The 25,776-nt window shown below is 67.0% G+C and carries 27 protein-coding genes; 12 read left to right on the forward strand and 15 right to left on the reverse strand.

The genetic code is table 11. The features are described from left to right. Positions 1 to 6: 6 nt before the first annotated feature. The gene (locus EYZ64_RS24205) at positions 7 to 177 is read right to left on the reverse strand and encodes a DUF5302 domain-containing protein (RefSeq protein WP_090428085.1); all 171 of its coding nucleotides are present in this window, start codon (positions 175 to 177) and stop codon (positions 7 to 9) included. 64 nt (positions 178 to 241) lie between these two features. Next, on the reverse strand, positions 242 to 685 hold the full coding sequence (locus EYZ64_RS24210; RefSeq protein ID WP_135457417.1) for a PPOX class F420-dependent oxidoreductase: 444 nt from the start codon (positions 683 to 685) through the stop codon (positions 242 to 244). Positions 686 to 716: 31 nt separating this feature from the next. Here EYZ64_RS24210 and EYZ64_RS24215 point away from each other — a divergent pair, with 31 nt between their 5' ends. Genes EYZ64_RS24215 through EYZ64_RS24225 form a run of 3 tightly spaced genes read left to right on the forward strand, consistent with a single transcriptional unit; the run spans position 717 to position 3,051 of the window. Continuing rightward, on the forward strand, positions 717 to 1,547 hold the full coding sequence (locus tag EYZ64_RS24215; RefSeq protein ID WP_135457419.1) for a class I SAM-dependent methyltransferase: 831 nt from the start codon (positions 717 to 719) through the stop codon (positions 1,545 to 1,547). Positions 1,548 to 1,561: 14 nt separating this feature from the next. Next, positions 1,562 to 2,518, forward strand: coding sequence for an alpha/beta hydrolase family protein (locus EYZ64_RS24220; RefSeq protein WP_135457421.1), 957 nt, complete (start codon positions 1,562 to 1,564; stop codon positions 2,516 to 2,518). 17 nt (positions 2,519 to 2,535) lie between these two features. Continuing rightward, complete coding sequence (locus EYZ64_RS24225; RefSeq protein WP_135457423.1) at positions 2,536 to 3,051, forward strand: DUF1697 domain-containing protein; 516 nt, start codon at positions 2,536 to 2,538, stop codon at positions 3,049 to 3,051. A 4-nt stretch (positions 3,052 to 3,055) separates the two neighbouring features. Here EYZ64_RS24225 and otnI read toward each other — a convergent pair whose 3' ends face one another. Continuing rightward, positions 3,056 to 3,841: a 2-oxo-tetronate isomerase gene (gene otnI / locus EYZ64_RS24230; RefSeq protein WP_135457425.1), complete on the reverse strand. Its 786-nt coding sequence runs from the start codon at positions 3,839 to 3,841 to the stop codon at positions 3,056 to 3,058. Positions 3,842 to 3,922: 81 nt separating this feature from the next. Here otnI and EYZ64_RS24235 point away from each other — a divergent pair, with 81 nt between their 5' ends. After that, positions 3,923 to 4,756: a class I SAM-dependent methyltransferase gene (locus tag EYZ64_RS24235; RefSeq protein ID WP_135457427.1), complete on the forward strand. Its 834-nt coding sequence runs from the start codon at positions 3,923 to 3,925 to the stop codon at positions 4,754 to 4,756. 17 nt (positions 4,757 to 4,773) lie between these two features. Here the strand turns inward: EYZ64_RS24235 and EYZ64_RS24240 are convergent, their stop codons facing one another. Both EYZ64_RS24240 and EYZ64_RS24245 read right to left on the reverse strand, forming a co-directional pair. Then, the gene (locus EYZ64_RS24240; protein ID WP_135457429.1) at positions 4,774 to 7,935 is read right to left on the reverse strand and encodes a bifunctional cytochrome P450/NADPH--P450 reductase; all 3,162 of its coding nucleotides are present in this window, start codon (positions 7,933 to 7,935) and stop codon (positions 4,774 to 4,776) included. A gap of 47 nt (positions 7,936 to 7,982) precedes the next feature. Then, positions 7,983 to 9,491 (reverse strand): flavin-containing monooxygenase, encoded by a 1,509-nt coding sequence (locus tag EYZ64_RS24245; RefSeq protein ID WP_135457431.1) that lies wholly within the window; start codon positions 9,489 to 9,491, stop codon positions 7,983 to 7,985. 100 nt (positions 9,492 to 9,591) lie between these two features. On the opposite strand from EYZ64_RS24245, the gene EYZ64_RS24250 reads away from it, so the two are divergent. Further along, the gene (locus EYZ64_RS24250) at positions 9,592 to 10,821 is read left to right on the forward strand and encodes an Rv1453 family transcriptional regulator (protein ID WP_135457433.1); all 1,230 of its coding nucleotides are present in this window, start codon (positions 9,592 to 9,594) and stop codon (positions 10,819 to 10,821) included. 5 nt (positions 10,822 to 10,826) lie between these two features. Here EYZ64_RS24250 and EYZ64_RS24255 read toward each other — a convergent pair whose 3' ends face one another. Continuing rightward, on the reverse strand, positions 10,827 to 11,192 hold the full coding sequence (locus tag EYZ64_RS24255; protein WP_167857949.1) for an Rv1152 family transcriptional regulator: 366 nt from the start codon (positions 11,190 to 11,192) through the stop codon (positions 10,827 to 10,829). 36 nt (positions 11,193 to 11,228) lie between these two features. Here EYZ64_RS24255 and EYZ64_RS24260 point away from each other — a divergent pair, with 36 nt between their 5' ends. After that, positions 11,229 to 11,954: an NAD-dependent deacylase gene (locus EYZ64_RS24260; protein WP_135457435.1), complete on the forward strand. Its 726-nt coding sequence runs from the start codon at positions 11,229 to 11,231 to the stop codon at positions 11,952 to 11,954. On the opposite strand, the gene EYZ64_RS24265 is transcribed toward EYZ64_RS24260, so the two are convergent. From EYZ64_RS24265 to EYZ64_RS24275, 3 genes are read right to left on the reverse strand one after another with little or no spacing between them, the layout of a single operon-like run. Further along, entirely contained in the window at positions 11,941 to 12,576 is a 636-nt protein-coding gene (locus EYZ64_RS24265; RefSeq protein WP_135457437.1) for a class I SAM-dependent methyltransferase, read from the reverse strand. The two genes, EYZ64_RS24260 and EYZ64_RS24265, sit on opposite strands and share 14 nt — an antisense overlap. Then, complete coding sequence (locus tag EYZ64_RS24270) at positions 12,573 to 13,274, reverse strand: TetR/AcrR family transcriptional regulator (protein ID WP_135457439.1); 702 nt, start codon at positions 13,272 to 13,274, stop codon at positions 12,573 to 12,575. Before EYZ64_RS24270 ends, EYZ64_RS24265 begins: the two co-directional genes overlap by 4 nt. Before the next feature lie 4 nt (positions 13,275 to 13,278). Further along, the gene (locus tag EYZ64_RS24275) at positions 13,279 to 15,609 is read right to left on the reverse strand and encodes an MMPL family transporter (RefSeq protein WP_135457441.1); all 2,331 of its coding nucleotides are present in this window, start codon (positions 15,607 to 15,609) and stop codon (positions 13,279 to 13,281) included. A gap of 157 nt (positions 15,610 to 15,766) precedes the next feature. Here EYZ64_RS24275 and EYZ64_RS24280 point away from each other — a divergent pair, with 157 nt between their 5' ends. Then, positions 15,767 to 16,303: a DoxX family protein gene (locus tag EYZ64_RS24280; protein ID WP_135457443.1), complete on the forward strand. Its 537-nt coding sequence runs from the start codon at positions 15,767 to 15,769 to the stop codon at positions 16,301 to 16,303. Positions 16,304 to 16,478: 175 nt separating this feature from the next. Then, complete coding sequence (locus tag EYZ64_RS32485; RefSeq protein ID WP_088305117.1) at positions 16,479 to 16,610, forward strand: hypothetical protein; 132 nt, start codon at positions 16,479 to 16,481, stop codon at positions 16,608 to 16,610. Positions 16,611 to 16,689: 79 nt separating this feature from the next. Here the strand turns inward: EYZ64_RS32485 and EYZ64_RS24290 are convergent, their stop codons facing one another. The 3 genes from EYZ64_RS24290 to EYZ64_RS24300 form a co-directional block, all read right to left on the reverse strand. Beyond that, positions 16,690 to 17,703: an NAD(P)H-dependent flavin oxidoreductase gene (locus tag EYZ64_RS24290; RefSeq protein WP_135457445.1), complete on the reverse strand. Its 1,014-nt coding sequence runs from the start codon at positions 17,701 to 17,703 to the stop codon at positions 16,690 to 16,692. A gap of 43 nt (positions 17,704 to 17,746) precedes the next feature. Then, complete coding sequence (locus EYZ64_RS24295) at positions 17,747 to 18,502, reverse strand: 3-hydroxyacyl-CoA dehydrogenase (RefSeq protein WP_135457447.1); 756 nt, start codon at positions 18,500 to 18,502, stop codon at positions 17,747 to 17,749. Positions 18,503 to 18,566: 64 nt separating this feature from the next. After that, positions 18,567 to 19,652, reverse strand: coding sequence for a CaiB/BaiF CoA transferase family protein (locus EYZ64_RS24300; protein ID WP_135457449.1), 1,086 nt, complete (start codon positions 19,650 to 19,652; stop codon positions 18,567 to 18,569). Between the two features lie 134 nt (positions 19,653 to 19,786). Between EYZ64_RS24300 and EYZ64_RS24305 the strand changes: the two genes are divergently transcribed. Beyond that, on the forward strand, positions 19,787 to 20,590 hold the full coding sequence (locus EYZ64_RS24305; RefSeq protein ID WP_135457452.1) for an enoyl-CoA hydratase: 804 nt from the start codon (positions 19,787 to 19,789) through the stop codon (positions 20,588 to 20,590). Positions 20,591 to 20,667: 77 nt separating this feature from the next. Continuing rightward, a complete protein-coding gene (gene tet(V), locus EYZ64_RS24310) occupies positions 20,668 to 21,948 on the forward strand; it encodes a tetracycline efflux MFS transporter Tet(V) (RefSeq protein WP_135460220.1) in 1,281 nt (426 codons plus the stop codon). Here the strand turns inward: tet(V) and EYZ64_RS24315 are convergent. Further along, a complete protein-coding gene (locus EYZ64_RS24315) occupies positions 21,945 to 22,532 on the reverse strand; it encodes a TetR/AcrR family transcriptional regulator (RefSeq protein ID WP_135457454.1) in 588 nt (195 codons plus the stop codon). The two genes, tet(V) and EYZ64_RS24315, sit on opposite strands and share 4 nt — an antisense overlap. A 77-nt stretch (positions 22,533 to 22,609) precedes the next feature. Between EYZ64_RS24315 and EYZ64_RS24320 the strand changes: the two genes are divergently transcribed. Then, the gene (locus tag EYZ64_RS24320) at positions 22,610 to 23,647 is read left to right on the forward strand and encodes an aldo/keto reductase (RefSeq protein ID WP_135457456.1); all 1,038 of its coding nucleotides are present in this window, start codon (positions 22,610 to 22,612) and stop codon (positions 23,645 to 23,647) included. Here EYZ64_RS24320 and EYZ64_RS24325 read toward each other — a convergent pair. Together EYZ64_RS24325 and EYZ64_RS24330 are read right to left on the reverse strand one after the other, a co-directional pair. Further along, complete coding sequence (locus EYZ64_RS24325) at positions 23,619 to 24,140, reverse strand: gamma carbonic anhydrase family protein (protein WP_135457458.1); 522 nt, start codon at positions 24,138 to 24,140, stop codon at positions 23,619 to 23,621. The two genes, EYZ64_RS24320 and EYZ64_RS24325, sit on opposite strands and share 29 nt — an antisense overlap. A 31-nt stretch (positions 24,141 to 24,171) precedes the next feature. Then, the gene (locus EYZ64_RS24330) at positions 24,172 to 25,128 is read right to left on the reverse strand and encodes a GlxA family transcriptional regulator (protein ID WP_135457460.1); all 957 of its coding nucleotides are present in this window, start codon (positions 25,126 to 25,128) and stop codon (positions 24,172 to 24,174) included. Positions 25,129 to 25,167: 39 nt separating this feature from the next. Here EYZ64_RS24330 and EYZ64_RS32490 point away from each other — a divergent pair. Beyond that, positions 25,168 to 25,776 (forward strand): MFS transporter (locus EYZ64_RS32490; RefSeq protein ID WP_286175113.1); only part of this gene is annotated, 609 nt, incomplete at its 3' end.

Here is a 25,776-nt window from a genome sequence, read left to right on the forward strand (position 1 = left end):
TGCGGACTATCCGCTCTTGCGGCGAAATTCGCGGCGGTTCTCCACCGGGCCGTGTGCCCGCGGTTGGTTGCGGCCGCCGTCCTTGTGCGCCGCGCCTCCCGCCGACTGCGCCTTCTTGCGCTCCAGGGCCTCCCGGAATTTGCGCTTGTTGTCGTCTTCCGGTTTGTCGTCAGCCATACGCGGCAGCGTAGCCCGATTCCGATGCCGTAGTCACGCGCATTAGCGCGCCTCAGGCGGGCCCTCACCGCCGGCCCGGCGGCATCCCGTACACGTGCGTGATCGGCAGCGTCAGCAACACACGGCGATCATCGACCATGGCGCGCCGGTAATCGTCCCAATCCGGATGTTCACCGGCGATGTTGCGGTACAACGCAATAAGCCCCTCGACTGTGTCGTCGTCGGGCGCAGCAGCCGGCGGGGTGAGGATGGCGTCCCCTTCGGCGACCGCATAGGACCAGCCGTCATCGGAGCTGACATGGATGGACGCACGCGGATCCCGCCGCAGATTGCGGGTCTTGGCGCGCGGTTCGGTGATCGACACCTGGATCTGCACCGCGCGCGGATCGAAGTAGTAGGAAACATTGGACAGCTGCGGACGACCGTCCTGCTTGATCGTCGCAAGAACTCCCATCGAGTTGCCGCCGATCAAGGCCAGAAGCTTGTCGTCGAAAACCTGACGCCCCATGTGACGAGCGTACGTCTTTACCATCGGTTCGATGAGTGTGATTGACGGCAACACCCTCGACGGCGTCTCGGCGACCACGTTGTGGACCCTGAGCAATCGCGGCAGCGAGGCCAAGCGTTCCGACGGCGTGATCCGTGACCCGTGGGCGGTGGCACTGCTCGACACGATCGACTTCGAATACGGCAAGTTCGGCAGGCACATGCAGGCCCATGCCCTGCGGGCCCGCGCATTCGACCTCGAGACCCGCGACTACCTCACGACGCACCCGAAGGCCTCCGTGGTGGCGCTGGCCGAGGGCCTGCAGACCAGTTTCTGGCGGCTCGATCAGGCCGGGGTGGCCGACGAATTGACCTGGTATTCGGTCGATCTACCGCCGGTCATGGCGATCCGGGAACGCCTGCTGCCCCATGATGACCGGATCGTGGCACTGGCGCAGTCGGCGCTCGACCGCAGTTGGATGGATCGGGTCGACGCAGGCGACGGCGTGTTCATCACCGCCGAGGGTCTGCTGATGTACCTGGAACCCGACGATGTGCGCAGCCTGATCGCCGACTGCGCGGCACGGTTTCCCGGCGCCCGGATGATGTTCGACTCGATTCCGCACTGGGCGAGCCGCCGCACCATCAAGGGTTTGCATCTGTCGGACCGCTACATCGCGCCGCCGATGCCGTTCGCCCTCACTGCCGACGAGGGCCTGGCCATGGCCGGGACGGGACCGGGCGCCGTCGCCGGGGTGCGGTCGGCCCGCGACGTGGCGATGCCGCCGGGACGCGGCCTGTTCAAGCTGGCCGCCCAGCCATGGCTGGACCGGATCGGCCCGATCCACCGCAACCGGCCGTCCATCACGGTGCTGGACTTCTGACCGGCCGGGACGATATGGCTCTACTGAACCGCCGCCTGCTGACGGTGCTCGCCGCGATGCTGATCATTGCGGTCACGCCGTCGTGCGCGACGGAGGCGCGAACTACCGAGATTGCGGTGGTGCCCGAAGTGCTCACACTGCGCACGGTGACCGTCACCCGGTTCCACTACCTGTCCGACGGACAAGCGGGCGGGCGATACCCCGACCAGAACTGGGCGGATCTGTATCTGCCGTCCGGAGCGCAGGCGTTCAATTCGCTCCCGCTGGTGGTGCTAATCCACGGCGGCGGGTGGAAGAGCACGATGGGTGCCGGCGTGTTCGACGGCTTGGCCCGCGAACTCGCCCGCCACGGCCTGGCCGTCTACAACATCGAATACCGCCGGGTCGGATCGGGCGGTGGGTGGCCGACCACTTTCGACGATGTGGCTCGCGCCATGGACTACGTCCCCCAGGTGACCCTGCAGTACCCGCAGCTGGCCGTCGACGATGCCCTTGTCGTCGGCCACAGTGCGGGAGCTCAGTTGGCGGTGTGGGCCAGTACCCGGCACGACCTGCCCGATGACGAGGTCGGATCGCGGCCGCTCTTCCGGCCGACCCGGGTCATCTCGCTGGCCGGTCCGCTCGACATGGTGTACGCCGCCAACCACGGTGACAGGCACATCGCCGCGGTGCTCGGCGGCCGCCCCGCCGAGGTGCCGCAGCGGTACGCCTCAGTCGACCCGATCCAGAATCTCGACCCGAAGGTGCCGGTGATCGCGGTCCACGGAACACTCGACACCGTTGTGGCACCGGCTAATTCGCAGCGCTACGTGGCAGCGCTCAAGAAACGCGGCGGTCGGGCCAGCGTCGAACTGCTGCCCGGCGAGAACCACACGTCGATCATGTCGCCGCGCTCTCCCGCCTTCCGCCGTGTGCTGCACCTCATCACGGCCACTTCGAAGGCCGAACTGGACCAACTGCCGGTGAAATGACTGGTTAGGCTGGAGCCGTGACCCGCTACATCGCGTTCTTGCGTGGCGTCAACGTCGGAGGCGTCAACCTCAAGATGGCCGAGGTGGCGAAGGCCATGGAGGCAGCCGGGTTCACCGAGGTTCGGACCATCCTGGCTAGCGGAAATGTCTTGCTGGACAGCTCATCCAATGCCGAGAAGGTCCGAAGCACGGCCGAGCGTGCACTACGGGACACCTTCGGCTACGAGGCGTGGGTGTTGGTGTACGACCTGGCCACCTTGCAGAAGATCTCCGAGGGATACCCGTTCGAGCGGGAGGTCGCCGACCACCACTCCTACGTCACGTTCGTCAGTGACGCCGAGTTGCTCGACGAGCTCGCAGCCCTGTCCCCAAGCGACTGCGAGAAGCTGCAGCGCGGTGACGGCGTGCTCTATTGGCAGGTGCGTCGGGCCGCCACGCTGGACAGCGCCATCGGCAAGACCATGGGCAAGAAGCGCTACAAATCCTCGACGACGACACGAAACCTCCGCACGCTGGACAAGGTGTTGCGCTGACGCGTCACCCGCGCGAGCTTCGCATCCACCCCAGTCCCGCACTGGTGCCCGCGGCGGGGTGATACTCACAGCCCACCCAGCCCTCGAAACCGGTCTCGTCGATGACCGCCAGCAGGTAGTCGATCGCCAGTTCGCCGCTGTCCGGCTCGTGCCGGTCGGGAACGCCGGCGATCTGCAGATGCGCCACCCGGCCGGTCGGAATGTCCGACCGCAGCCGGACCGTCACGTCGCCTTCGCTGATCTGACAGTGGTAGAGGTCCAGTTGCACCTTGAGGTTGGGCGCCGCGATCTCGTCCACCATCCGGTGGGCGTCGTCCTGCAGGCTCAGCAGGTAGCCGGGCATGTCGCGCTGGTTGATCGGTTCGATCAGCACGTCGACGCCACGGCCCCCAGCCTGCTCGGCGGCCCAGGCAAGGTTGCCGCGGTACACCGCCCACCGGTCCGCGCGGTCGACATGGGTCGGGACGAGGCCGGCCATCACATGCACCCGTGGGCAGTCCAGGGTCTCGGCATAGTTCAGTGCACGCTGGAATCCGTCACGGAACTCGGTCTCGCGACCGGGAAGCGAGGCGACGCCGCGTTCCCCGGACTCGAAATCTCCCGGTGGCGCATTGAACAGCACCTGACGCAGGCCGTTGGCGTCGAGTCGCCCGCGCAGTTGGTCTGCCGGGTAGGCGTATGGGAAGAGATACTCGACCGCCGTGAAACCGTCGGCGGCCGCCGCGGCGAACCGGTCGAGAAAAGCGTGCTCGACGTACATCATGGAGAGGTTGGCCGCGAAGCGAGGCACGGCAGACTCCTTCCCGATCGGATGATCAGCGGTTTTCGACCTCATGCCATCATGCGCTCGGGCTTCGGTACATTCGTGCCAATGACGGGTACCTCACGCAAGGTGAGCGGTAACGCGCTCACCGGCGTCTCCGAGACCGCACTGATGACCCTGCAGGTGCGCGCTCACGAAGCGCGCCGCCCCGACGGTCTGATCGACGATCCCATGGCGGTGCAACTGGTCGACTCGATCGATTTCGACTTCGCCAAGTTCGGCTACACCCGCCGCCAGGACATGGCCCTGCGGTCGTTGCTGTTCGACCGGACCACCGGCCACTACCTGCGCGACCATCCGCGGGCCACCGTGGTGGCGCTGGCCGAAGGACTGCAGACCAGCTTCTACCGGCTCGACGCTGCCGACCTCGGACATGAGTTCCGTTGGTTGTCAGTCGATCTGGAACCGATGATCGAGCTTCGCAACAAACTGCTGCCGAAGCCCGACCGGGTCACCCAGTGCGCGCAGTCGGCACTGGACTTCAGCTGGATGGACCAGGTCGACACCGGCGACGGTGTCTTCATCACCACCGAGGGACTGCTGATGTACCTGCAGCCCGCGGAGGCCATGTCGTTGATCCGTGCCTGCGCTCAACGCTTTCCGGGCGGACAGATGATCTTCGATCTGCCGCCGGCGTCCTTCGCGTTCCTGACCCGCAGAGGGATGCGGACCTCGATGCGCTATCGGGTGCCGCCCATGCCGTTCAGCCTGTCCCCCACGCAGCTGGCCGACCTGGTCAACACCGTCCCCGGGGTGCGCGCAGTGCGCGACCTGCCGATGCCGCCGGGCCGCGGCAGGGTGTTCAACGCCCTGTTGCAGGCGCAGCACCTGCCGATCTTCGACCCGGTCCGCCCGGTGGTGGGACTGCTGGAGTTCGGTTGAACCACCGGATCAGGCGACTATTGGGCCCACACGTCCTCGACATAGCGATCTGAACTCACCAGGCCGGTAAGCCAGTGCGCGGCAGCGTCGTCGTCGGCCCCGGTGTAGCGGCGGTAGATGTCGCGGAAGGCGCCGCGCACTGCGGGAGCCATCCGGGCTCCGTCGCCACACACGTACACGTGGCCGTCCATGCCCGGGTCGCCCAGTATCGCCCAGACCTCGTCGGCGTCGGCAGTGATGCGATCTTGCACGTACCGGATCTCGTCTTGGGGCCGCCGCGAGAAGGCCGGGCGCATCCGCACCACGCCCGCACGTTCAGCCGCCTCGAATTCATCGCGGAAAAGGTAGTCGACATCCGGGTGACGCACGCCGAAGAAGCACAATGCCGATGTGAACGGGGCGCCCGCGGCCTGCGCCGCCAGCCGGTCCCCGATGAATCCCCGGAACGGCGCGACACCGGTACCGGCGCCGACCAGGATGACGTTCTTCGCCGGCTCGGCACCGGCGCGGAACGCCTGCCTTGCGGTGTCGACGCGCATCCGGATCTGTTGTCCCGGTACGGCATCGGCGAGATAGCTCGACGACACCCCGCGGAAGACGCCGTATCCGGAGCGGGCCGGTCCCTCCAGGACGCTGACCACCAGTTCGACCTCGCGCGGCGATCGGCGCGCCGAGGAGGCGATGGAGTAGTGCCGGGGCGCCATCGGCTCGAACAACTCCAGCAGTTCGGCGCGTGACAGCTCGGTCGCCGCGTACTCGGCCAGGCATTCGGTGACGCTCAGGGCACGGGCCTCGGGTTGCTCGGCCAGTTCGGTCAAAGCCGCACGCTCCGGTGGACACGGGTTGGCCGCCGCCAGCCGCAGCAGCTGACTGCGGCTGGCCGGCTTGCGGAGCTCGATGAAATGGGTCAGCAGTTCGCGCACGCTGACTTCACGGTCGATGGCGATGGCACGCCGGGTGCTGCGCCGCGGATTCACCGAGATCCGGCGGTCGAGACGCAGCTCCAACAGTTCGGCGACCTCGTCGATGACCTCGGGGCTGTTGTCGGGCAGGACCGTGACGTGATCACCAGTCTGGTATACGAGGTCATCGGGAAGCGCTATCCGGATGAGCCGCTTGGCATTTCCCATCTGTTCGTCGGAGTCGACGAGGGCCACGTTGTCCAGCACGGTGGCCGGCTGCACCTCGAAACGTGCATCGATGGCCGACGTCACCGGCCCGTCGATGGCGCGCAGCTCGTACAGGGATTCGCCGGCGGTACTGTCGGCCGGGGCCTGCACGCCGTCGGTGGGGGCCAGGGCGTCCCACAGGGCCGCGGAGAAATCTTCGACGGTCCCGGCGAAGTCTCCCGACGTATCGGCTTCCCCGCGTGGAATCACCGGTGGGCCAACAAGTTCCGAGAGACGCTGGTCAAGACGCTTGGGGATGGTCTGGTAGGTCTCGGCCCAGTTCCGGTCTCCGACGCCGAGTATGGCGTACGGGATGGCCGGCTGCGATGGTGTGCCCGGGTCGTCCAGCCATTCGACGAAATGCCGCGCATCGTCGGTGGGTTGCCCGTTGTAGGACGCGGCGATCACCACCAGCGCCCCCTCAGTGGGCAGTGCCCCTGCGGCCGTGTCGAGGGCCGCCACGGTGGCCTGATAGCCGAGGTCGGTGGCCTCGTCGGACAGTTGCTGCGCCAGCGCCCGGCAATTGCCCAGGTTCGAGCCGTGCAGCACAGTCACTTTCGATCCCGGCGCGGCCACTGCGCGCGGCCTTGCCGCCGACGCCGTCTCCGGCGCGGGGCCGGCGGCGTGCCGGCGTTCCTGCGGTGTCCGCCGCGCCAGCTGCAGGTGGAATCCGACCGGCTTGCGCAGCAGGTCGCTGTGGGTACGCAGCTGATAGTGCTCCACGTCCAGGAAGCGGTACCGGTGGACCAGGGTGGCCAGCGCCATGGTCGCTTCGTGCAGGGCGAACTGACGGCCGATACAGGATCTGGCTCCGGTACCGAAGGGTTTGAACAGGTTGACCGGCCGGCCGGCGGCCCGGTCGGCCTCGAACCGGTCCGGGTCGAAGAACTCGACGTTGTCGCCCCATTCGGACTGCCGGTGCAGCGCCGAGGTCGTCACCGTGACAACCTCACCCTTGCGCACCGGATACTGGCCTCCGATGACGGTGTCTGCCAATGCCATTCGGTCGAACTCCCGGACCGGCGGGGACAGCCGCAGCGTTTCGTCGACGATCTGCCGGATGTAGGTGAGCTTGCCGATCTCGTCGAATGCGGGCACATGGTCGTCGTCTGGCCCGAACAACCCGTCGACCTCACGACATGCCCGGTGCAGCACCGCGGGGTGCTTGACGATGCTGTACAGCGCGGTCGGCATGAGTGTCGACGTGGTGTCCTGCCCGGCGATCAGGAACGTCAGAATCTGATTGCGGACGCTGTCGTGACCGAGGCGGGGAGCCCCGTCGGCGGCCGGTTCCAGCATCAGGGCGAGGAGATCGTCCAGATCGACCGCACCCGCACGGTGCCCGGCGATCAATTCGTCGATGAAAGCGTAGAGCTTGTCGCGCTCCGCGGCGAAGACCGTCCGGTCGCCACCTCCCGGGGCGATGATCTGTGTGAGCGCGGCCGCGAAGCTGGCCGGGATGTCCGCGAGCCCGGCCTGGCGATACGAGTCGAACCGGGCGCCGAATCCGGCCAGGCCCACCGTGTCCATGGCCAGCTTCGCCAGATCCCCCGCGACATCAACCAACCGCGGCCCGACCGCTCCGGCGGTTTCATCCCACAACGCGATGAGCTGGCGGTTGATGTCGAGCATGGCCGGGTGGTAGCTGCGCAGACCGCTGAAGCTGAATCCGGGGACCAGGACGTCATGCGCCTGCTGCCAACCGTTTTCGCCGGGATACGACGTGAACAACCCATTGTTGACCAGTGTTCGGAAGCGGTCGAGCCGGTCGGTGATGCCCTTGGCGAAGCGTGTCTCGTCGCACAGTTCGTCGACCAGCGCCAGCGAACACGCGTAGAGCCGCCGGCTGCCGGTGAAGTCCGCGTAGAACAGAGGCCCGTATTGCTCGGCGAGCACGTCCGCGGGCAGCGCGTAGGGCCGGCCGGGAACCGGCCCTGGTGGCAGTTCCGTGCCGACGGCCGAGGGCACGCCGTCGATATCCGGTGGCAGTGCCGGCGAGAACGTCTCCATGTGCATCGAGCATAGCCACGCGGCACGCGATGCCCTGGGAATGAGCCTCAGAGAACGAGCTGTGGCGTCTGTGCGGAACTCCCGGCAACTCGCTGGGATCCAAATCGCAGCGCCGGGTCGTCCACGGGCCCGTTGCGCAGCGTCTCGGCATCGAGCGTGTAGTTCATCGTCATCTGCCACGGTCCGTCGACACCCTGGCGGGGCAGCTCATCGACCGAACGCTGCACGTATCCGGCGCCGAATCCCAGGAGCGGGCGGGTCCGGCCCCCAGCGAACTCCGGGCGGACGGTGTCAAAACCGTTGTCGTCCATGTGCTTCAGCAGCCGGCAGAAGTGTTCGCACAGCAGTCCGACCTTGAGCGTCCAGGACGAGTTCGTGTAGCCGAAGGCGAAGGCGAAGTTCGGCACACCCGAGAGCATGATGCCCTTGTATGCCACGGTATCGGCGAGGTCCACCGGTTCGCCGTCTACCGTCAACGACATCCCGCCGAACAGCTGGATGTTGAGACCCGTTGCGGTGACGATGATGTCGGCGTCGAGCTCACGGCCGGACTCCAGCAGGATGCCGTTCTCGGTGAACGTCGCGATGCGGTCGGTGACCACCGAGGCGCTGCCGTTGCTGATGGCCTTGAACAGGTCGCCGTCGGGCACCGCGCACAGCCTCTGGTCCCACGGGTTGTAGCGGGGGCTGAAGTGCTCGTCCACCGGATACCCGTCGGGCAGCTTGGCGGCGTTGATCCACCGGATCACGGCCCGGGCAGCCTTCGGGTACTTCTGGCACAGCGTGTAGACGGTGCGCTGTTTGATGACGTTCTTGCGCCGGGCCAGGGCGTAACCGTGGTCATCGCCCAACAGCCGCCTGGCGATGTTGGCGAAGCTGTCCTTGGCCGGGACGGGAAGCACGTAGGTGGGCGAGCGCTGCAGCATCGTCACGTGCCCGGCCGTCGGCGCCATCGACGGTACGAGGGTCACCGCGGTGGCACCGCTGCCGATCACGACGACCTTCTTGCCGGTGTAGTCGAGATCCTCTGGCCAGTGCTGGGGGTGCACGATGCGCCCGGTGAACCGGTCCTTCCCCTCGAAGTGCGGGGCATAGCCCTGGTCGTAGCGGTAATACCCCCCACCGCAGAACAGCCAGCTCGCCGAAATCTGCACGAGTTCCGGATCGGACCCGTCACCGTCGGTCCGCTCCACGTCCACGGTCCAGGTGGCCTGCGCTGAATCCCAGGCCGCGCCGAGCACCTTGTGGTGGAACCGGATGTGGCGGTCGATCCCGTTCTCCGAGACCGTCTCACGCAGGTAGGCCAGGATCTTGTCGGCAGTGGCGATGGCATGCTCGTCGCGCCACGGCTTGAACTCGTATCCGAAAGTGTGGAGGTCGGAGTCCGACCGAATTCCCGGATAGCGGAACAGGTCCCAGGTGCCGCCGGTGGCGCCGCGGGCCTCCAGGATCGCGTAGCTGCGCCCCGGGTGTTCGCGCTGTAGGTAGTAGGCAGCACCGATGCCGGAGATACCGGCGCCGATGATGAGTACGTCGACGTGTTCGGTGTGGTTCATGTCTCAATGGTCGCGGCCGACCGCGTGTCGCCCAAGGTCGGAAGTGCCAAACATCACCCATACCATGGTGCACTTTGCACCACCGCTCTACGCTGGGGTGATGGCGTGGCAGCCACCGTCACCACGGGTGCAGGACCTGATCCGGCAATGCGCACAGATCGTGCTCAATCCCCGCCCGGACTGGCTCGACGAATTCGACTCCGCCGTCCTGGCGGCCAGTCCGACCGTCGCGTCCGACCCCGAGCTCGCCGCCGCGGTCGTCCGCAGCAACCACGCCAACCTGTTCTTCTGGGGCTCGGCGAATGTGCGCGATCCGGGCGCCCCGGTGCCGCCGAACACCGGACCTGAGCCGCTGAGCATCGCACGGGAACTGGTGCGCCGCGGCGTCAACGAGTTTCCCCTCGATGCATACCGGGTCGGTGAGGGCGTGGCGTGGCGTCGCCTCATGGAGATCGCCTTCGAGCTCACGTCCGACCCTGCCGAACTGCACGAGATGCTGGACGTGTGTTCGCAGTCCATCAGCGCGTTCGTCGATGCCACACTGGCCGGGATCGCCGCCCAGATCGACCTGGAACGCGACGACCTGACCCGCGGCACCCACGCCGAGCGGCGCGAGACGGTCGCGCTGCTGCTCGAGGGCGCCCCGATCCCCCGGCAGCGCGCCGAGGCACGCCTGGGCCACGCGCTGACCGGGACCCACACCGCGGCCGTGATCTGGAGCGAAGACTCGGCGGACGACCTGTCCGGATTGGACCGCGCCGCCGATGCATTCGGCCAGGACTGCGGCGATCCGCGGCCGTTGAGCGTGCTGGCCAGCACCGCCACCCGATGGGTGTGGGCGGCGGGTAACGCCGACATCCAGCACGGCTTCCAGGCGCTGACCCGCGCCGCCGCAGAGCTGGACGGCGTCCGGATCGCCATCGGCCCGGCCGCCGACGGCCTGGATGGCTTCCGGCGCAGCCATTTCGATGCGATTACCACGCAGCAGATGATGGCCCGGCTGCACTCCACGCAACAGATTGCGCGGTTCAGCGACGTCGAGCTGGTCGCGCTGATCACCGCCGACCCTGACCGGACCGCCGAGTTCGTCAGCCACAACCTGGGCGCATTCGAGACCGCCGATACCGAATTACGGGAAACAGTAAGGACATTCGTCAACGAACAGTGCAATGCCAGCCGCGCCGCGGCGCGGCTGTACCTGCATCGCAATACGCTGCTGCGCCGACTGGCCCGCGCTGACGAGCTCCTGCCCCGTCCACTGGCCGAGAACAGCGTCGCAGTCGCCGTCGCACTGGATGTGGTGCGGTGGCACGGCAACCGGACCGGGTGAGCCGATCAATCGAATGCGGTATCCAGATAACGCAGGGCGTCGGCCTTGCCGATCCCCAGTGCGCGGGCGGCCTCGGCGAACGAGTGCGCAGCAGCGGCCATCGCGGCATCGGCCGGATCCGCACGTGCGACGAATGTGCCGTACCGCCCGCGGGTCTCCAAGACCCCAGCCGACTCCAGCTCGCGATAAGCCCTGGCCACGGTGTTCACCGCCAGCCCGACCTTCCCCGCCAGTTCGCGCACCGTTGGCAGCCGGGTACCCGGCTGCAGCCTCCCCTGCCTGATCCCATCAATGATCTGGATCCGAAGTTGATCGAACAGCGGCTTATCCGCGCTCGAATCAACCAGCACCCAATCCCCCAACTCACCCACACGCCCAGTATCACCCAAACCGACTACGTTGGTGATGTGCAAGTGACTGTCCTGTCCGGTGCCGGAATCTCGGCGGAAAGCGGTGTGCCGACGTTCCGCGACGTCGAGACGGGCCTGTGGGCACAGGTGGACCCATATGAGATTTCCAGCATCGAAGGCTGGCAGCGGCACCCCGAGAAGGTCTGGGCCTGGTATCTGTGGCGCCACTACATGATGGCCCACGTGCAACCCAATGGCGGACATCTGGCCGTGGCCGCCTGGCAGGACTTCGCCGACGTACACGTCATCACCCAGAATGTCGACAACCTGCACGAGCGCGCCGGTAGCACCAACGTCTACCACCTGCACGGCAACCTGTTCGAGTTCCGTTGCGATGCTTGCGGTTCGAGGTTCGAGGGTGACCTTCCCGCGATGCCGGAGCCGGTCGAGACGATCGAACCCCCGGTGTGCCCGTGCGGCGGCCTGATCCGGCCGAGTGTCGTGTGGTTCGGCGAGCCGTTGCCCGACGACGCCTGGCAGCGGTCGGTACAGGCGGTCGGCAATGCCGATGTGGTGATCGTGGTGGGCACCAGTTCGGTCGTCTATCCCGCGGCAGGCCTGCCCGAGGCCGCCATCGCCGCGGGCACCGTGGTGGTCGAGATCAACCCCGAGCGCACCCCGCTGTCCGACGGCGCGACGATCTCACTGCGCGAGACCGCGGCGGGTTCCCTGCCGAACCTGCTGCAGCGGTTGCCCAAGCTGCTGGGCTCTAGGCAGGCCTGACCGCACGGCCGATGGCGAACTCCGTCACCGGTAGCGGCACCCAGGCCGGCATCGCCAATTCACGGTGCGCCACCGCGACCTCGAATCCGCTGTCAGCGATGGCCTGCTCGGTGTGCCGATGGGTATGGCAGTTTCCGAACAACCGCGGCCACACCGTGGCATCGGCCACGCGCTGCATCCCGGCCCGCCATCCATTGCCCGCGACATGCTCCAGATAACGAAGCTCGCCGCCCGGACGAAGCAGCGAAAATAGCTGGCGGAGAACAGTATCCGGTTGATCGATGGAGCACAGCACCAATGAGCAGACGACGGCGTCGAACGGTTCGGCGCTGCTGAACTTCTCGGCGGTGTCGCTGGTTACGGTCACCGGGACCGGGGCGTTGGCCGCCGCGCTGCGGGCCACCACCGCAAGGTGACGTTCAGGCTCGATGGCGACCACCTCGGTCACCGTCGAGGGATAGAAGGCAAAGTTGGTCCCGGTGCCCGCACCGATCTCCAGGACCCGGCCACCGAGCCCGGCGAGGTTCTCGCCCCGCAGCCGCCGTAGCGCCTTCGGCTCCGAACTCGACAACGTCTTCCACACCCGGGCGAAGAGAGGATTGTCCACGGTCCTGTCAGTCACGGTCGTCCTCCATCGGCGTAATCACTGGCAAATCCCTTCAGCCGGGCGATGGCCTCGGCGGGAGCGAGGTCGGTTCCGATGATCCCCGAGACGATCTGGCCGGTGCACACCGCCCGCAGCACGCGGTCGGTGAACTCCTCGACATCTCCCCACGGCAGATACGGCTTGGAGATCAGAACGGCGGCCACCCCGTGCGCCGCGGTCCACAATTCCAGCGCCAGCATCGTGGCGTCACCGGGCGGGTACACACCCTCGGCGATCAGCGCTTCCATCGCAGCGCGCATGTGCTGAAACGCCGAGCTGTTGAGTGTGGTGTCGACGTCGCTGCCGGGCCTGCCCTCACCCATCGTCGCCAGCCGGTACAACTCCGGCGTGCGCCTGGCGAAGTTCACATATGCGTGCCCCTGGGCATGCAGCACCTCGATGGTGGAGGAATGATCTGCGGCCGCCCGCTGCATCTCCTCATCGAGCTTCTCGAAGTACCGTGAGCACACCGCGTCCAGCAGTGTGTCCTTGTCGGCGAAATGCAGGTAGATCGAGGGCGGAGTGACCCCGACCCGCTGGGCCACCGACCGGATCGACACCGCCTTGGCGTGACCCGTCTCCAACAACAATTCGGTTGTGGCATCAAGGATCTGGTCACGAAGCAACTCACCGGAACCCCGCGGGGCGCGGCGCCTCTTACGAGGTTGGATCATCACGCTAGCCGGCGTCCGTCATACCTGCGCCGGCCCGGTCCCGCTTGTCCTCGCCCGGTGGAACCTCACCGGGCGCGTTAGGGTCCAGCTCGGCGGGACCCGACTCACTGATCCCGAATCGCTTGTGCAGCCGGGCCAACGGCGCAGGCGCCCACCAGTTCCACTGCCCCACCAGGTGCATGAACGCCGGCACCAACAACATTCGTACCAACGTGGCGTCGACCAGCACCGCAATGGTCAGGCCGAGGCCGAACATCCGCATGAAGGCCACCTGCGCGGCGATCAGCGCGGCGAACGAGATCGACATCAACAGCGCGGCGGCGGTCACCACCCGGCCGGTGCGGGCCAGGCCGAGCGCGACGCTCTCGTCGTTCCGCTCGCGCGGGGACATCTCGGTGCCGTCGGGGCGGGTATGACCTGGCGCCAGCCAGAACTCGCGGATCCGCGAGACCAGGAACACCTCGTAGTCCATGGACAGCCCGAACGCGATGCAGAACAACAACACCGGCAGGTTGGCGACCAGAGTGCCCGTCGATGTGGTGCCCAGCGCGCCCAGGTGGCCGTCCTGGAAGATCCACACCAGCGCACCGAACGCCGCCGACAGCGACAACACGTTGAGCACCAACGCCTTCAGCGGAAGTATCACGCTGCCGGTGAGCAGGAACAGCAGCACGAAGGTGATCGCGGCGATGATGCCGAGCACCATCGGCAAGCGCGAGGTGATCGCCTGCGAACTGTCACGGTTGACCTGTGCGATGCCGGTGAACTTCACCTCGGCCGGCGCGGGCACCGCGTGCAGGGCGTCGAGCTGGGCCTCGGAGGCGTCGCTGAACAGCGGTACGTCGCTTCCGACGGTCAGATACGCACTGCCGTCGGCTATTCCGGTGCCCGAGGTCGGTGGCCCGACCCGGCGGCCGTCGACAAACGTGCCCCCTGGCGCGGACACCGAGACCCCGTCGGCGGCCCGCGACAGATCGCCTGCGTAGCGGTCGATCGCGGCGGGCGGCAGGCCGGTGACGTCGGGAAGCACCACAGTGACGGCGGTCGAGGAATCGACGGCGAAATCATGGCGCAGCTCGTCGCCGACCTGGCGGGCCGACGCCGAGGACGGCAGCACGCGGTCGTCGGGGAAACCCCACTTGATCCCGAGGAAGGGCGCGCCCAGCATGAGCAGCAGCGCGATGACCGCGAGTCCGATCGGGACCGAGCGGCGCATGACGCGCTTGGTCGTGCGGTACCAGAAAGTCTGCTCGACGGGCTTGGGCTCGGGCTCGGGCCGGCCCAGGATCTGGCGGATGAAGCGGCGCACGTCGTAGGCGTCCAGACGATCACCGAGCAGCGCAATGGCAGCCGGGGCCACCACGATGGCCGCGAATGCCGCCAGCGCCACGACCGCGATGCCTGCGTAGGCGAACGACTTGAGGAAGTACATCGGGAACAGCACCATCGCCACCATCGACAGCGCCACCGTCATCGCCGAGAACAGCACGGTGCGTCCGGCCGTGACCATGGTGCGCACCAGTGCACGGTCCGGGTCGACGCCGTCGGCCAGTTCCTCGCGGTAGCGGCTGACGATCAACAGGGTGTAGTCGATGGCCAGTGCCAGCCCCATCGCCACGGTGAGGTTGAGCGCGAAGATCGAGACGTCGGTGACCATCGTGAACCCGCGCAGCACTGCCAGGGATCCGAGGATCGCGAAACCGCCGACCGCGAGCGGCAATGCGGCGGCGAGCAATCCGCCGAACACCCACACCAGCACGAGGAAGCTCAGCGGGATGGCGATGGATTCCATCATCAAGAGGTCTTTTTCGCTCTGCCCGTTGATCTGGACGTAGATCATCGCCTCGCCGCCGGCCCGTACGGTCACGCCTTTGCGGTCGTGAACCAGTTGAGCGGTGAGCTCCTTGGCGTGTTTCTGCGCGCCGCTCTCCCCGCCGGTGATTCCGGCCAGGATGAGCCCGGTCTTACCGTCCTTACTGATCAACGTGGCTGCCGCGGGTGGCGGCAAGGTCCAGGCGGAGCTGACCTCGGTCACGTACGGCGATGCCTTGAGCCGGCCGGCGATCTCGGTTCCCGCGGCCAGGGCGGCCGTACCGTTCGCCCCGGCGTTCTCATCGGTCACGCTGATGAGCAACTGCATGTCGCCCCGGGCGAATTTGTCCGAGAGCAGCTGGGTGGCCTGTGCCGATTCCGACGTCGGATCCTGAAACCCGCCGGCCGACAAGCTGTTGGCCACCGGAATGCCGAAGATCCCCGCGGCCACCATGGCCAGTACGGCCACCGCGAGGACACGTCGTGGTGCGGCGATGGCCAGATGGGCGATTCGATGCAGCACAGTGCGTCCTTCCCCGATGGATATCGCCGTTAAGTTAACAGTGATAAGTTTCCGGCGTCAACGTGGTTCTCGCTCTACACACGGACGGCGGCACCGAAGGGTTCACCCGGCGGGCGCGCTGCGATGAGTTCGGGCGATTCAATGCGTCTAATAAGGCATGACCAACACCACCGACGCCGAAACTGCGACCACACGCATGACCGATACCGGGTTGCTCATCCTGCGCATCGCCATCGGCGCAACGATGCTGCAGGCCGGTCTGATCAAGGCTTTCGACTTCGGCACCGCCGTGGGTTTCATGGAATCCAGCGGTTGGCGGCTACCCGCGTTCGGCGCGTTCATGGTGACCGCGGCCGAAACCCTCGGCGGCATCGGTCTGCTCCTCGGCGTCCTCACCCCACTGGCTGCGTGCGCGGTGATCGGCGCGATGGTCGACGCCTGGGCCGTGAACGTGTCAACCGACGCCTTCTGGTCCCAGCCGTTCAACGTTCCGTTCCTGGCCGCATTCGCCGCCGCGGCGCTGCTGTTCACCGGCGCCGGCGCGTTCTCGGTCGACGACCGCGTCTTCGGCCGCTCCCGGATGTCGGCCGGGGCCGCGGTGGGCCTCCTGGTGATCGGCGTCGCAGCCGCCGCGGTGACTTGGATCGCGCTGAACGGCACCAACCCCATTCACGTCACAAAGCCGGCCGCCTGAGACGCCAGCGTGGGCCTTGTGCACGGAATTTCCGCCGAATCTGTGCACGAGGCCCACGTTCGTGGCCACGGGTGATCTGGGCTACTCGCCAGAAACCTACCCAAAAGTAGGATTGCCACCATTTTCCGAACCGTGACTCAAAGATTCCTTAATAGTGACCCATACGCTCAGTGTCATGTGGATCGACGACACCAGTGCAGATGTCATCAAGGTCGACTTCGAGGCTCTCTACCACGGCGATTTCCTCGTCGAGGGTGACACCTCGGAGCAGTTTGACGACTACCAGGAACTGCCCACCGCAGTATGAGAAAACGCGCGCCTCGCGGCGCGCGTTTCCCCATCTTGAGTTTGCCGTAGGTTGCCCCTTCACGGGCCACAGTCCTCGCTCAGGCGAGGACTGCTTCTTTCTCAGGCTCGGCTTCGTCCGCGCCGATCATGTTCAGCAGACGCCCGCTGATCAGCAGTTCGGCCTCTGACACCATCCGCGAGACGAGTTCGCCGCAGGTGGGGATGTCGTTGATCAGGCCCATCGAGGTTCCGACCGACCAGATGCCTGCGTCGAGATCACCGATCTCATAGACCTTCACGCCGCGTTTGCCGGCCACCAGATCCTTGACGTCCTCGAACTGGCCACCGTCCTTGAGGATCTGCACCACCTCACGTGAGACCGTGTTACTCGCGACTCGGGCGGTGTTACCGAGGCTGCGGAAGATCAGCTCGGTGTCGAGCTCGGTGCCCGCCACGATCGCTTCCTTGACCTTGTGATGGATCGCCGATTCCACGGTGCACATGAACCGCGAGCCCATGTTGATGCCGTCGGCGCCCAGCGCCAGCGCGGCCACCAGACCACGCGCATCGGCGAAACCGCCCGACGCGATCATCGGGATATCGATCTTGGCCGATGCGGCCGGGATGAGCACCAGGCCCGGGATGTCGTCCTCGCCGGGGTGACCGGCGCACTCGAACCCGTCGATGCTGATGCCGTCCACACCCAGGCTCTGCGCCTTGACGGCGTGGCGCACCGAGGTGCACTTGTGCAGCACCTTGATGCCGTTGTCGTGGAACATCGGCAGGTGCGGCGCCGGGTTGGAGCCCGCGGTCTCCACGATCTTGATCCCGGAGTCGACGATCACCTGGCGGTACTCGTCATATGGCGGCGGGTTGATCGTCGGCAGGATCGTCAGGTTCACACCGAACGGCTTGTCGGTGAGGTCACGACACCGCTCGATCTCGCGGGCCAGATCCGCCGGGGTCGGCTGGGTCAGCGCGGTGATGAAACCCAATGCACCCGCATTCGCCACGGCCGCAACGAGTTCGGCGCGGCCGACCCACTGCATGCCACCTTGCACGATGGGATGCTCGATCCCGAACGTCTCGGTGAACTTCGTCTTCAATGCCATAAACGGACCTACTTCCTGTGCTTTCTACTCTTCGCGCAAGCGCTCATCGGGGTGCCATGCGGATCGCGCCGTCGAGGCGGATCACCTCGCCGTTGAGCATCGGGTTCTCGATGATGTGCACGGCCAGGGCGCCGTACTCATCGGGATCGCCCAGCCGGGCCGGGTGCGGCACCTGCTGGCCCAGCGACTTCTGCGCCTCCTCGGGCAGCGAACCCAGCAGCGGGGTCTTGAACAGACCCGGCGCGATGGTGCACACCCGGATCAGCTCACGCGATAGATCCCGCGCGATCGGCAGGGTCATGCCGACCACACCGCCCTTGGACGCCGAGTAGGCGGCTTGCCCGATCTGACCGTCGAACGCCGCCACCGAGGCGGTGTTGATGATGACCCCGCGCTCTTCGTTCTTCAGCGGTTCGGTCCTGGCGATGCGCTCAGCGCTCAGCCGGATCACGTTGAACGTGCCGATCAGGTTGACCTCGACCACCTTGCGGAACCCGTCCAGCGGGAACGCACCGTTCTTGGACAGGGTCTTGATCGCATTGCCGATGCCGGCGCAGTTGACGTTGATGCGCACCGGGCCAAGCGATTCCGCGACGTCGAGCGCCTCGGACACACCCGCCTCATCGGTGACATCGGTGCCGACGAACCTGGCCCGATCCCCCAGTTCGGCCACCACCTCTTCACCCTTGAGGTCGATCACCACCACCTGAGCACCCGCGTCCAGCAGGCGCTTGGTGGTGGCCAGCCCCAGGCCGGAAGCGCCGCCGGTGACGACGGCTACCGCGTCTTTGATCTCCACTTACCGCATTCCTTTCCGGCCGGCATGCCGCCGACCCATTGATGTGGTTGAACCGAAACGTGAACTAAACCCATTCCCGCAGAACGGCTTCGGTGTCGGCGCCGCGCGGGCCCGGCGGGGTCGGCACCGCCGGGACGCTGCGGGAGAACCGCGGTGCCGGCATCGGTTGCAGGTTGCCGCCTTCGTCGAAGAACGTGTTGCGCTCGGCGATGTGCGGTTCGGTGAGGACCTCGGCGAAGGACAGCACCGGCGCCGCGCACGCGTCGGTCCCCGCGAACACCTCGGCCCAATGATCACGGTCGTGCGCGGCGAAGGCCTTGGTGAACGCCTCGCGCAGCTCGGGCCAGCGGGCCATGTCGTTCTGGTCCGGAAGGTCAGCATCGTCCAGTCCCAGACCCTTGAGCAGCTCGGCATAGAACTGCGGCTCGATCGCCCCGATCGACATGTAGCGGCCGTCGGAGGTCTCGTAGGTGTCGTAGTACGGAGCGCCGGTGTCGAGCATGTTGGTGCCGCGCTCGTCTGACCAGAGACCCTGGCTACGGAAGCTCCACATCATCTGCATCAGCACCGACGAGCCATCGATCATCGCCGCGTCGATCACCTGCCCCTTGCCCGAGGTCTGCCGCTCGAACAGCGCCGAGAGGATGCCGACGAGCAGGAACATCGAGCCGCCACCGAAATCACCGGCGAGGTTCAGCGGCGGCACCGGCCGCTCGCCCTTGCGCCCGACTGCGTGCAGCAGGCCGTTGAGGGAGATGTAGTTGATGTCGTGGCCGGCCTGCAGGGCCCGCGGGCCTTCCTGGCCCCAGCCCGTCATGCGGGCGTAGATCAGCCGTTCGTTGACCTTGGCGCAATCGTCAGGCCCCAGACCCAACCGCTCGGTGACGCCGGGACGGAAACCCTCGATCAGCACGTCGGCCTTCTCGATGAGCTTGAGCACCAGCGCGCGGCCCTCGTCGCTCTTCATGTCCGCGGCCACCGATCGGCGGTTCCGCAACATGGTGTCAGCGCTGGGCGTGCCTGCGCCCTTGCCCGGCCGTTCGATGCGCACGACGTCGGCACCCAGATCGCCGAGAATCATCGCCGCGTGCGGGCCCGGGCCGATACCGGCCAACTCCACAACGCGCAAACCTTGCAGTGGTCCTGCCATGCTCTTCCGCCCTTCGCGTGTTAGGCCTTGGTTGACCGGTGACATAGCTTACTTGTATAACCTTCTCGACTGGCATGGCCATAGCCGGCCCCGCCCGGACCGGGCCACTGGCCCTTCAGACCTAAGGTGCATAGATGACCGTGACCCGCGAGTACCCCGACGTCAAAGACGTGACCGTGTCCCTCGAGGGCGGCGTGCTGTCGGTGACGCTGAACCGGCCCGACAGCCTCAATTCGCTGACCCAGGACATGCTCGTGGCGATCGCCGATGCCATGGAACTCGCCGCCACCGACCCCGAGGTGCGCGTGGTTCGCCTCGGCGGCGCGGGCCGCGGGTTCAGTTCGGGCGCCGGCATCAGCGAGGAAGACCAGAACGCCAAGAGCCACGACGCCGAAGGCGTGCTCGACGCCGCCAACCGCGCCGTCGCATCCATCGTGGCGCTGCCCAAGCCGGTCGTGGCCGTGGTGCAGGGACCCGCCGCAGGCGTCGGGGTGTCACTGGCACTGGCGTCCGACGTCGTGCTGGCCTCGGAGGCGGCCTTCTTCCTGCTGGCCTTCACCAAGATCGGGTTGATGCCCGACGGCGGTGCATCGGCGCTCGTCGCCGCGAACATCGGCCGGATCCGGGCCATGCGACTGGCGCTGCTGGCCGACCGCCTCACCGCCGCCGACGCCTACGACTGGGGTCTGATCAGCGCCGTGTACCCGGCCGACGAGTTCGACGCCGCGGTGGACAAGGTCATCGCCAAGCTGCGTTCAGGTCCGGCGGTGGCCCTGCGCGAGACCAAGCAGGCCGTCAACGCGGCCACTCTCACCGAGCTCGAGGGTGCCTTCGCCCGCGAGCGCCAGGGCCAGCTGCAGCTGCTGGTGTCCGACGATTTCCGCGAGGGCACCAAGGCCTTCCAGCAGAACCGACGCCCGGAGTTCACCCAGCAATAAGCGTCCGCCGGGGCGCACGCCGGCGAAAATCGTTGGACTCAACCCACTCCGAGTGGGCACCATCGAATGTTGTGAGCATGCCGCACGACATCCAGACGCCGGTTGATCAGACCGGCGGCTGGCGTGTGCTCGCACCCTTCCGCATCCGCGAATACCGGTTGCTGATCGCCGCGGTCACGTTGTCGATCTTCGCCGAGGGCATGTGGTCGGTGGTAATGGCGTTGCAGGTCATCGCGATCGACAACAATCCGACCTCGCTGTCGCTGGTGGCCACCTGCATGGGTGTCGGCCTGGTGGCCTTCGTTCTCATCGGCGGGATCACCGCCGACCGGATCAACCAGCGCACGATCATCATCGCGGTGGAGACGGTCAATCTGGTGACGGTCACGACCGTCGCGGCGCTGGGCCTGCTCGATCTGCTCAAGATCTGGCATCTGGCCGTCGCCGCAGGCCTTCTCGGTATTGCCGCGGCATTCTTCTTCCCGGCCTACAGCGCGCTGTTGCCCCGCATCCTGCCGCCCGAACAACTGTTGGCGGCCAACGGCGTCGAGGGCGTGGTGCGCCCTGTCTTCCAGCGCTCGGTCGGCCCGGCGGTGGCAGGCATGGTGATCGCCGCGACCTTCCCGTCGCTGGGCGCGGTCGTGGTGGCGGCGTTGTTCGGTGCGGGCCTGACGCTGCTGGTCGCCACCCGCCCCACCGTGGATTCGGTTGCGGCACAGGACGATGGCGAGCGCCCGCACGTATTACGCGATCTGCGTGAAGGTTTCGCGTTCATGGTGCGCACACCGTGGCTGCTGGCGACACTGTTGTTCGCGAGCATGTTCGTGCTCGTCGTCCTCGGGCCGATCGAGGTACTGCTGCCGTTCATCGCCCAGGACCGGTTTGCCGACGGCGCGCGGGCCTACGGATTCATCCTGGCGTTCTTCGGATTCGGCAGCGCGCTAGGGGCATTGACGGTGTCCTCACGCCGGATGCCGCGGCGCTACCTGACCACGATGATGCTGATGTGGGGTCTCGGCTCGGTCCCGTTGGTGGTCGTCGGCGTCACTTCGTCGTTCCCGTTGATGGCATTGGCCACGTTCTGCATCGGCGTCACCGACGGTGCCGGAATGGTGATCTGGGGAACGCTGCTGCAGCGCCGGGTGCCGACGGAGATGTTGGGCCGGGTCTCAAGCCTGGACTTCTTCGTGTCGCTGGCGTTCATGCCGCTGTCGTTCGCGATCGTCGGCCCGCTGTCGAAGGTGGTCTCGATGGAGTCCATCTTCCTGGTGGCCGGGGTGCTGCCTGCCGTGTTGGCCGCGGTGGCCGTCACCGCGGCACGAATGCCGCGCGACGAGCTGGCGCACCCGCTGCGCTAGGTGAACACCCCCGCCACGGCAGCGGCGATCGCGGCGTCGACCGCACGATGCGCGTCGGCGACCGTGAGAGTCCTCGTACTGATGAGGAATTGGTAATAGAGCGGGGCGGAGACCTGCCGGATGACCGCGGCGGCATCGGTCCCGGCAGGCACCTCGCCCCGCTCCACCGCGTCGGTCACACACCCGGCCCACTCGGCGATCCGCCGGTCGTAGAACACCTGCAGCGCCGCCGCAGTGCGTTGGTCGCACGTCGCCGCGGCGATGGCGGCCTTGAACAACCTGCCTTGGCGGGCATCGTTGAGGGTGCGACGTACCAGTGTCGCGTTGGCCCGGAGATCGCCGCGCAGTGAACCGGTGTCGGTCCGTGGCACCGAGTGTTCGGCCATGTCGGCCAAGAGGTCTGCCACCAACGCCGGCACCGAACCCCAACGCCGGTACACCGTCGACTTGCCGACGCCGGCCCGTTCGGCGACCGCCGTCAGCTCCAGACCCTCCAGCCCGGCCTCGATGAGTAGGTCGGCCGTCGCGCGCAGCACCGCAGCGCGGACGGCCGCGGTGCGCCCGCCCGGGCGTTCGGCTGCCATTCGGCTCATCTTATTAGGAATATTGTCCCGTTAGTTGCGTTTCCCTATCGAGAAGACAATCTCGTTAAGGAGTGGGAATGGAATATCGCAGGGTTGGCGACTCTGAGCTCGTGGTCTCCGAACTGAGCTTCGGCGCAGCGACTTTCGGCGGAACAGGAGAGTTCTTCGGCGCCTGGGGCGACACCGGGGTCGACCAGGCGCGGGCGATGGTCGACCTGAGCCTGGAGGCCGGCATCAATTTGTTCGACACCGCGGACGTGTACTCGGACGGCGCCTCGGAAGAGGTACTCGGCGCAGCGCTACGCGGGCGCCGCGACAGCGTACTGATCTCCACGAAGGCCGCCCTGCCGACCGCCCCCGACGACTGGGGAACGTCGCGGGCACGGCTGCTGCGGGCCGTCGATTCCGCGCTGACACGTCTGCAGACCGACCGCATCGATCTGTTCCAGTTGCACGCGTACGACGCATTCACCCCGATCGATGAGGTGCTGCAGGCCCTCGACACACTGGTCGATCAGGGCAAGGTGCGCCACACTGGAGTGTCGAACTTCTCCGGCTGGCAGCTGATGAAGTCCCTGAGCCTCGCCGAAAAGCACCATCGCCCAAGGTATATCGCACACCAGGTGTACTACTCACTGATCGGGCGCGATTACGAATGGGAGCTCATGCCGTTGGCGATGGCCGAAGGGGTCGGCGCATTGGTGTGGAGCCCCTTGGGCTGGGGCCGGCTGACCGGGAAGGTCCGGCGCGGCCGGCCCCTGCCGGAACGCAGCCGACTGCACGCGACCGCCGACGCGGGGCCACCGGTCGACGACGAACTTCTCTACGGTGTCGTCGACGAACTCGACGCGATCGCCGAAGAGACCGGCAGAACCGTGCCACAGGTAGCGCTCAACTGGCTGCTGCGCAGACCCACGGTGTCGTCGGTCATCATCGGGGCCCGTGACGAGCGGCAGTTACGCGACAACCTCGGAGCGGTCGGGTGGGCACTGGATGCCGGCCAGATTGCGCGACTGGACGCCGCAAGCACCCGCGACGCGCCGTATCCCTACTTCCCGTACTTCCGCCAAGACGGGTTCGCGCAGCTCAACCCGCCTCTCGGTGCAACCCGGTGAGGTGCGTGTAGGCCGTGGCGTTGAGCTGGTTGTGGCCGACCTCGTCGTCGCTGAGTTCTCGGCGCACCTTGGCGGGCACACCGGCCACCAGCGAGCGCGGCGGTACGACCATGCCCTGGGGCACCACCGCACCGGCGGCGACCAGTGAGCCGGCGCCGATCACCGCGCCGTTGAGCACCACCGCACCCATCCCGACCAGGCTGTCCTGCTCGACGGTGCAGCCGTGCAGCACCACGTTGTGACCCACCGTCACCCCCGTGGCGATCCGGCACGGGAAACCCGGGTCGACGTGGACGGTCACCCCGTCCTGGATGTTGCTGCCCTCACCGACCTCGATGGGCTCGACCTCGGCGCGCAGCGTGGCGCCGTACCAGACGCTGGCACCGGCGGCCAGCGAAACCTGGCCGATCACACTGGCATTGGGCGCAACCCAGGCGTCCGGGTCGATCTGCGGGGTATGACCGGCGACGGAGACGATCAGCGGCTCTGGCATGCCGGTCATGGTAGACAGCCGACCGGCCGGCTCACGCGCCCTGGTACACCTTGCGGTAGCTCGACGGGGACATCCCGAGCCCGCGCCGCAGATGATGACGCAGGTTGCCCGCGGTGCCCAGACCCGAACGCCTGGCCACCTCGTCGACCGACAGGCCCCCTGATTCCAGCAGCTCGCGGGCCAGATCCAGCCTGCGGCTGCGGATCCAGGCACCCGGCGCCTGCCCGGTCTCCTCACGGAATCGACGGTTGAATGTGCGGGCGCTCATGTGGGCATGGGCGGCCAGCCGCGTCACGGTGAGTTCCTCGTCGAGATGCCGCAGCGCCCAGTCTCGTGTGGCCGCGGTCGAGGCGTGATCGGTGACCGTGAATCCGTGGTCGATAAACTGCGCCTGCCCGCCCTCGCGCCACGGTGGAACCACGCAGTAGCGGGCCACCGCGTTCGCCACCTGGGCACCGTGGTCGGAGCGAATGATGTGCAGGCACAAGTCGATTCCGGCAGCCAGGCCGGCCGAGGTCAGCACGTCGCCGTCGTCGACGAACAGGATGTCCTCGTCGAGGAGAACCTCGGGGTGCAACCGGCGCATGTCCGCGGCGAAGCGCCAATGCGTGGTGGCCGGCCGGCCGTCCAGCAGGCCCGCCGCGGCCAGTACGAAAGCCCCGGTGCAGATCGACACCAGCCGGGTGCCGGGGCGGATCCGTGACAGCGCGGCCGCGACGTCGGCGCCCAGCACACCGTCGGCCCGCGCCGGGGCGTACCTGGTACCCGGGATCACCACAGTGTCGGCCGACTCCAGCGCCTCGGCTCCCGCGGCGGGAACCATCGCGAATCCGCTCGTCGACGGCACCGGGTCGGTGGTGAGCCCGCACGTCACGACGTCGTAGAGGGCATTCCCGTCGCCGTCGGAGGCGTTGGAGAACAACAGCGGCGCGATGGTGGCGTCGAAGCCGACCACCGGAGCCAGCAGCAGAACCGCAACACGGTGCACGACGCCAGTGTGGCACGTTTTTGATGATTGCTGTCGTTTATGCCACTGGTCCATCCGGCCGCCCTCGACGACAGTGGTCAGGTGACCTCGCCACCGAACCCGACGCGAATCCGCATCCACTGGGCCTGGGTGGTCGCCGCGGTGAGTTTCGTGGCGATCCTGGGCGCGGCCGGATTCCGGTCCATTCCGGGCGTGATGATGAATCCGCTGCACCACGAGTTCGGCTGGTCACACGGCACGGTCGGGCTGGCGATGTCGGTCAACATGATGTTGTACGGACTCACCGCGCCGTTCGCCGCGGCGCTCATGGACCGCTTCGGGGTCCGGCCGGTGCTGACCGTGTCGCTGCTGCTGATCGCGACCGGATCGGCGTGCAGCATCGCGATGACGGCCAGTTGGCAGCTGGTGCTGCTGTGGGGCGTGCTGGTCGGTATCGGCACCGGGTCGATCTCGATGGGATTCGTGGCGACCATCGCCACCCGTTGGTTCGAACAGCGCCGCGGACTGGTCACCGGTGTGCTCACCGCCGCCAGCGCCACCGGTCAACTGCTGTTCCTGCCTGTCGTCGCGGCCGTCACCACGCAACACGGCTGGCGCTGGGCATCGTTGATCGTCGCGGCGGCCTCGCTGGCCGTCGTGCCCCTCGTC

It is taken from the genome of Mycobacterium sp. DL99 (assembly GCF_004762045.1).
In the GTDB taxonomy this organism is placed as follows: domain Bacteria; phylum Actinomycetota; class Actinomycetes; order Mycobacteriales; family Mycobacteriaceae; genus Mycobacterium.

Coding starts and splice junctions, on each gene's coding strand:
- EYZ64_RS24245 (WP_135457431.1), bottom strand. CDS start 9,491: ATGAACCACACCGAACACGTCGACGTACTCATCATCGGCGCCGGTATC.
- EYZ64_RS24215 (WP_135457419.1), top strand. CDS start 717: ATGAGTGTGATTGACGGCAACACCCTCGACGGCGTCTCGGCGACCACG.
- EYZ64_RS24320 (WP_135457456.1), top strand. CDS start 22,610: ATGGAATATCGCAGGGTTGGCGACTCTGAGCTCGTGGTCTCCGAACTG.
- EYZ64_RS24270 (WP_135457439.1), bottom strand. CDS start 13,274: ATGATCCAACCTCGTAAGAGGCGCCGCGCCCCGCGGGGTTCCGGTGAG.
- EYZ64_RS24210 (WP_135457417.1), bottom strand. CDS start 685: ATGGGGCGTCAGGTTTTCGACGACAAGCTTCTGGCCTTGATCGGCGGC.
- EYZ64_RS32485 (WP_088305117.1), top strand. CDS start 16,479: ATGTGGATCGACGACACCAGTGCAGATGTCATCAAGGTCGACTTCGAG.
- EYZ64_RS24315 (WP_135457454.1), bottom strand. CDS start 22,532: ATGGCAGCCGAACGCCCGGGCGGGCGCACCGCGGCCGTCCGCGCTGCG.
- EYZ64_RS24205 (WP_090428085.1), bottom strand. CDS start 177: ATGGCTGACGACAAACCGGAAGACGACAACAAGCGCAAATTCCGGGAG.
- EYZ64_RS24290 (WP_135457445.1), bottom strand. CDS start 17,703: ATGGCATTGAAGACGAAGTTCACCGAGACGTTCGGGATCGAGCATCCC.
- EYZ64_RS24240 (WP_135457429.1), bottom strand. CDS start 7,935: ATGGAGACGTTCTCGCCGGCACTGCCACCGGATATCGACGGCGTGCCC.
- EYZ64_RS24280 (WP_135457443.1), top strand. CDS start 15,767: ATGACCAACACCACCGACGCCGAAACTGCGACCACACGCATGACCGAT.
- EYZ64_RS24305 (WP_135457452.1), top strand. CDS start 19,787: ATGACCGTGACCCGCGAGTACCCCGACGTCAAAGACGTGACCGTGTCC.
- EYZ64_RS24300 (WP_135457449.1), bottom strand. CDS start 19,652: ATGGCAGGACCACTGCAAGGTTTGCGCGTTGTGGAGTTGGCCGGTATC.
- EYZ64_RS24325 (WP_135457458.1), bottom strand. CDS start 24,140: ATGCCAGAGCCGCTGATCGTCTCCGTCGCCGGTCATACCCCGCAGATC.
- EYZ64_RS24220 (WP_135457421.1), top strand. CDS start 1,562: ATGGCTCTACTGAACCGCCGCCTGCTGACGGTGCTCGCCGCGATGCTG.
- EYZ64_RS24235 (WP_135457427.1), top strand. CDS start 3,923: ATGACGGGTACCTCACGCAAGGTGAGCGGTAACGCGCTCACCGGCGTC.
- EYZ64_RS24250 (WP_135457433.1), top strand. CDS start 9,592: ATGGCGTGGCAGCCACCGTCACCACGGGTGCAGGACCTGATCCGGCAA.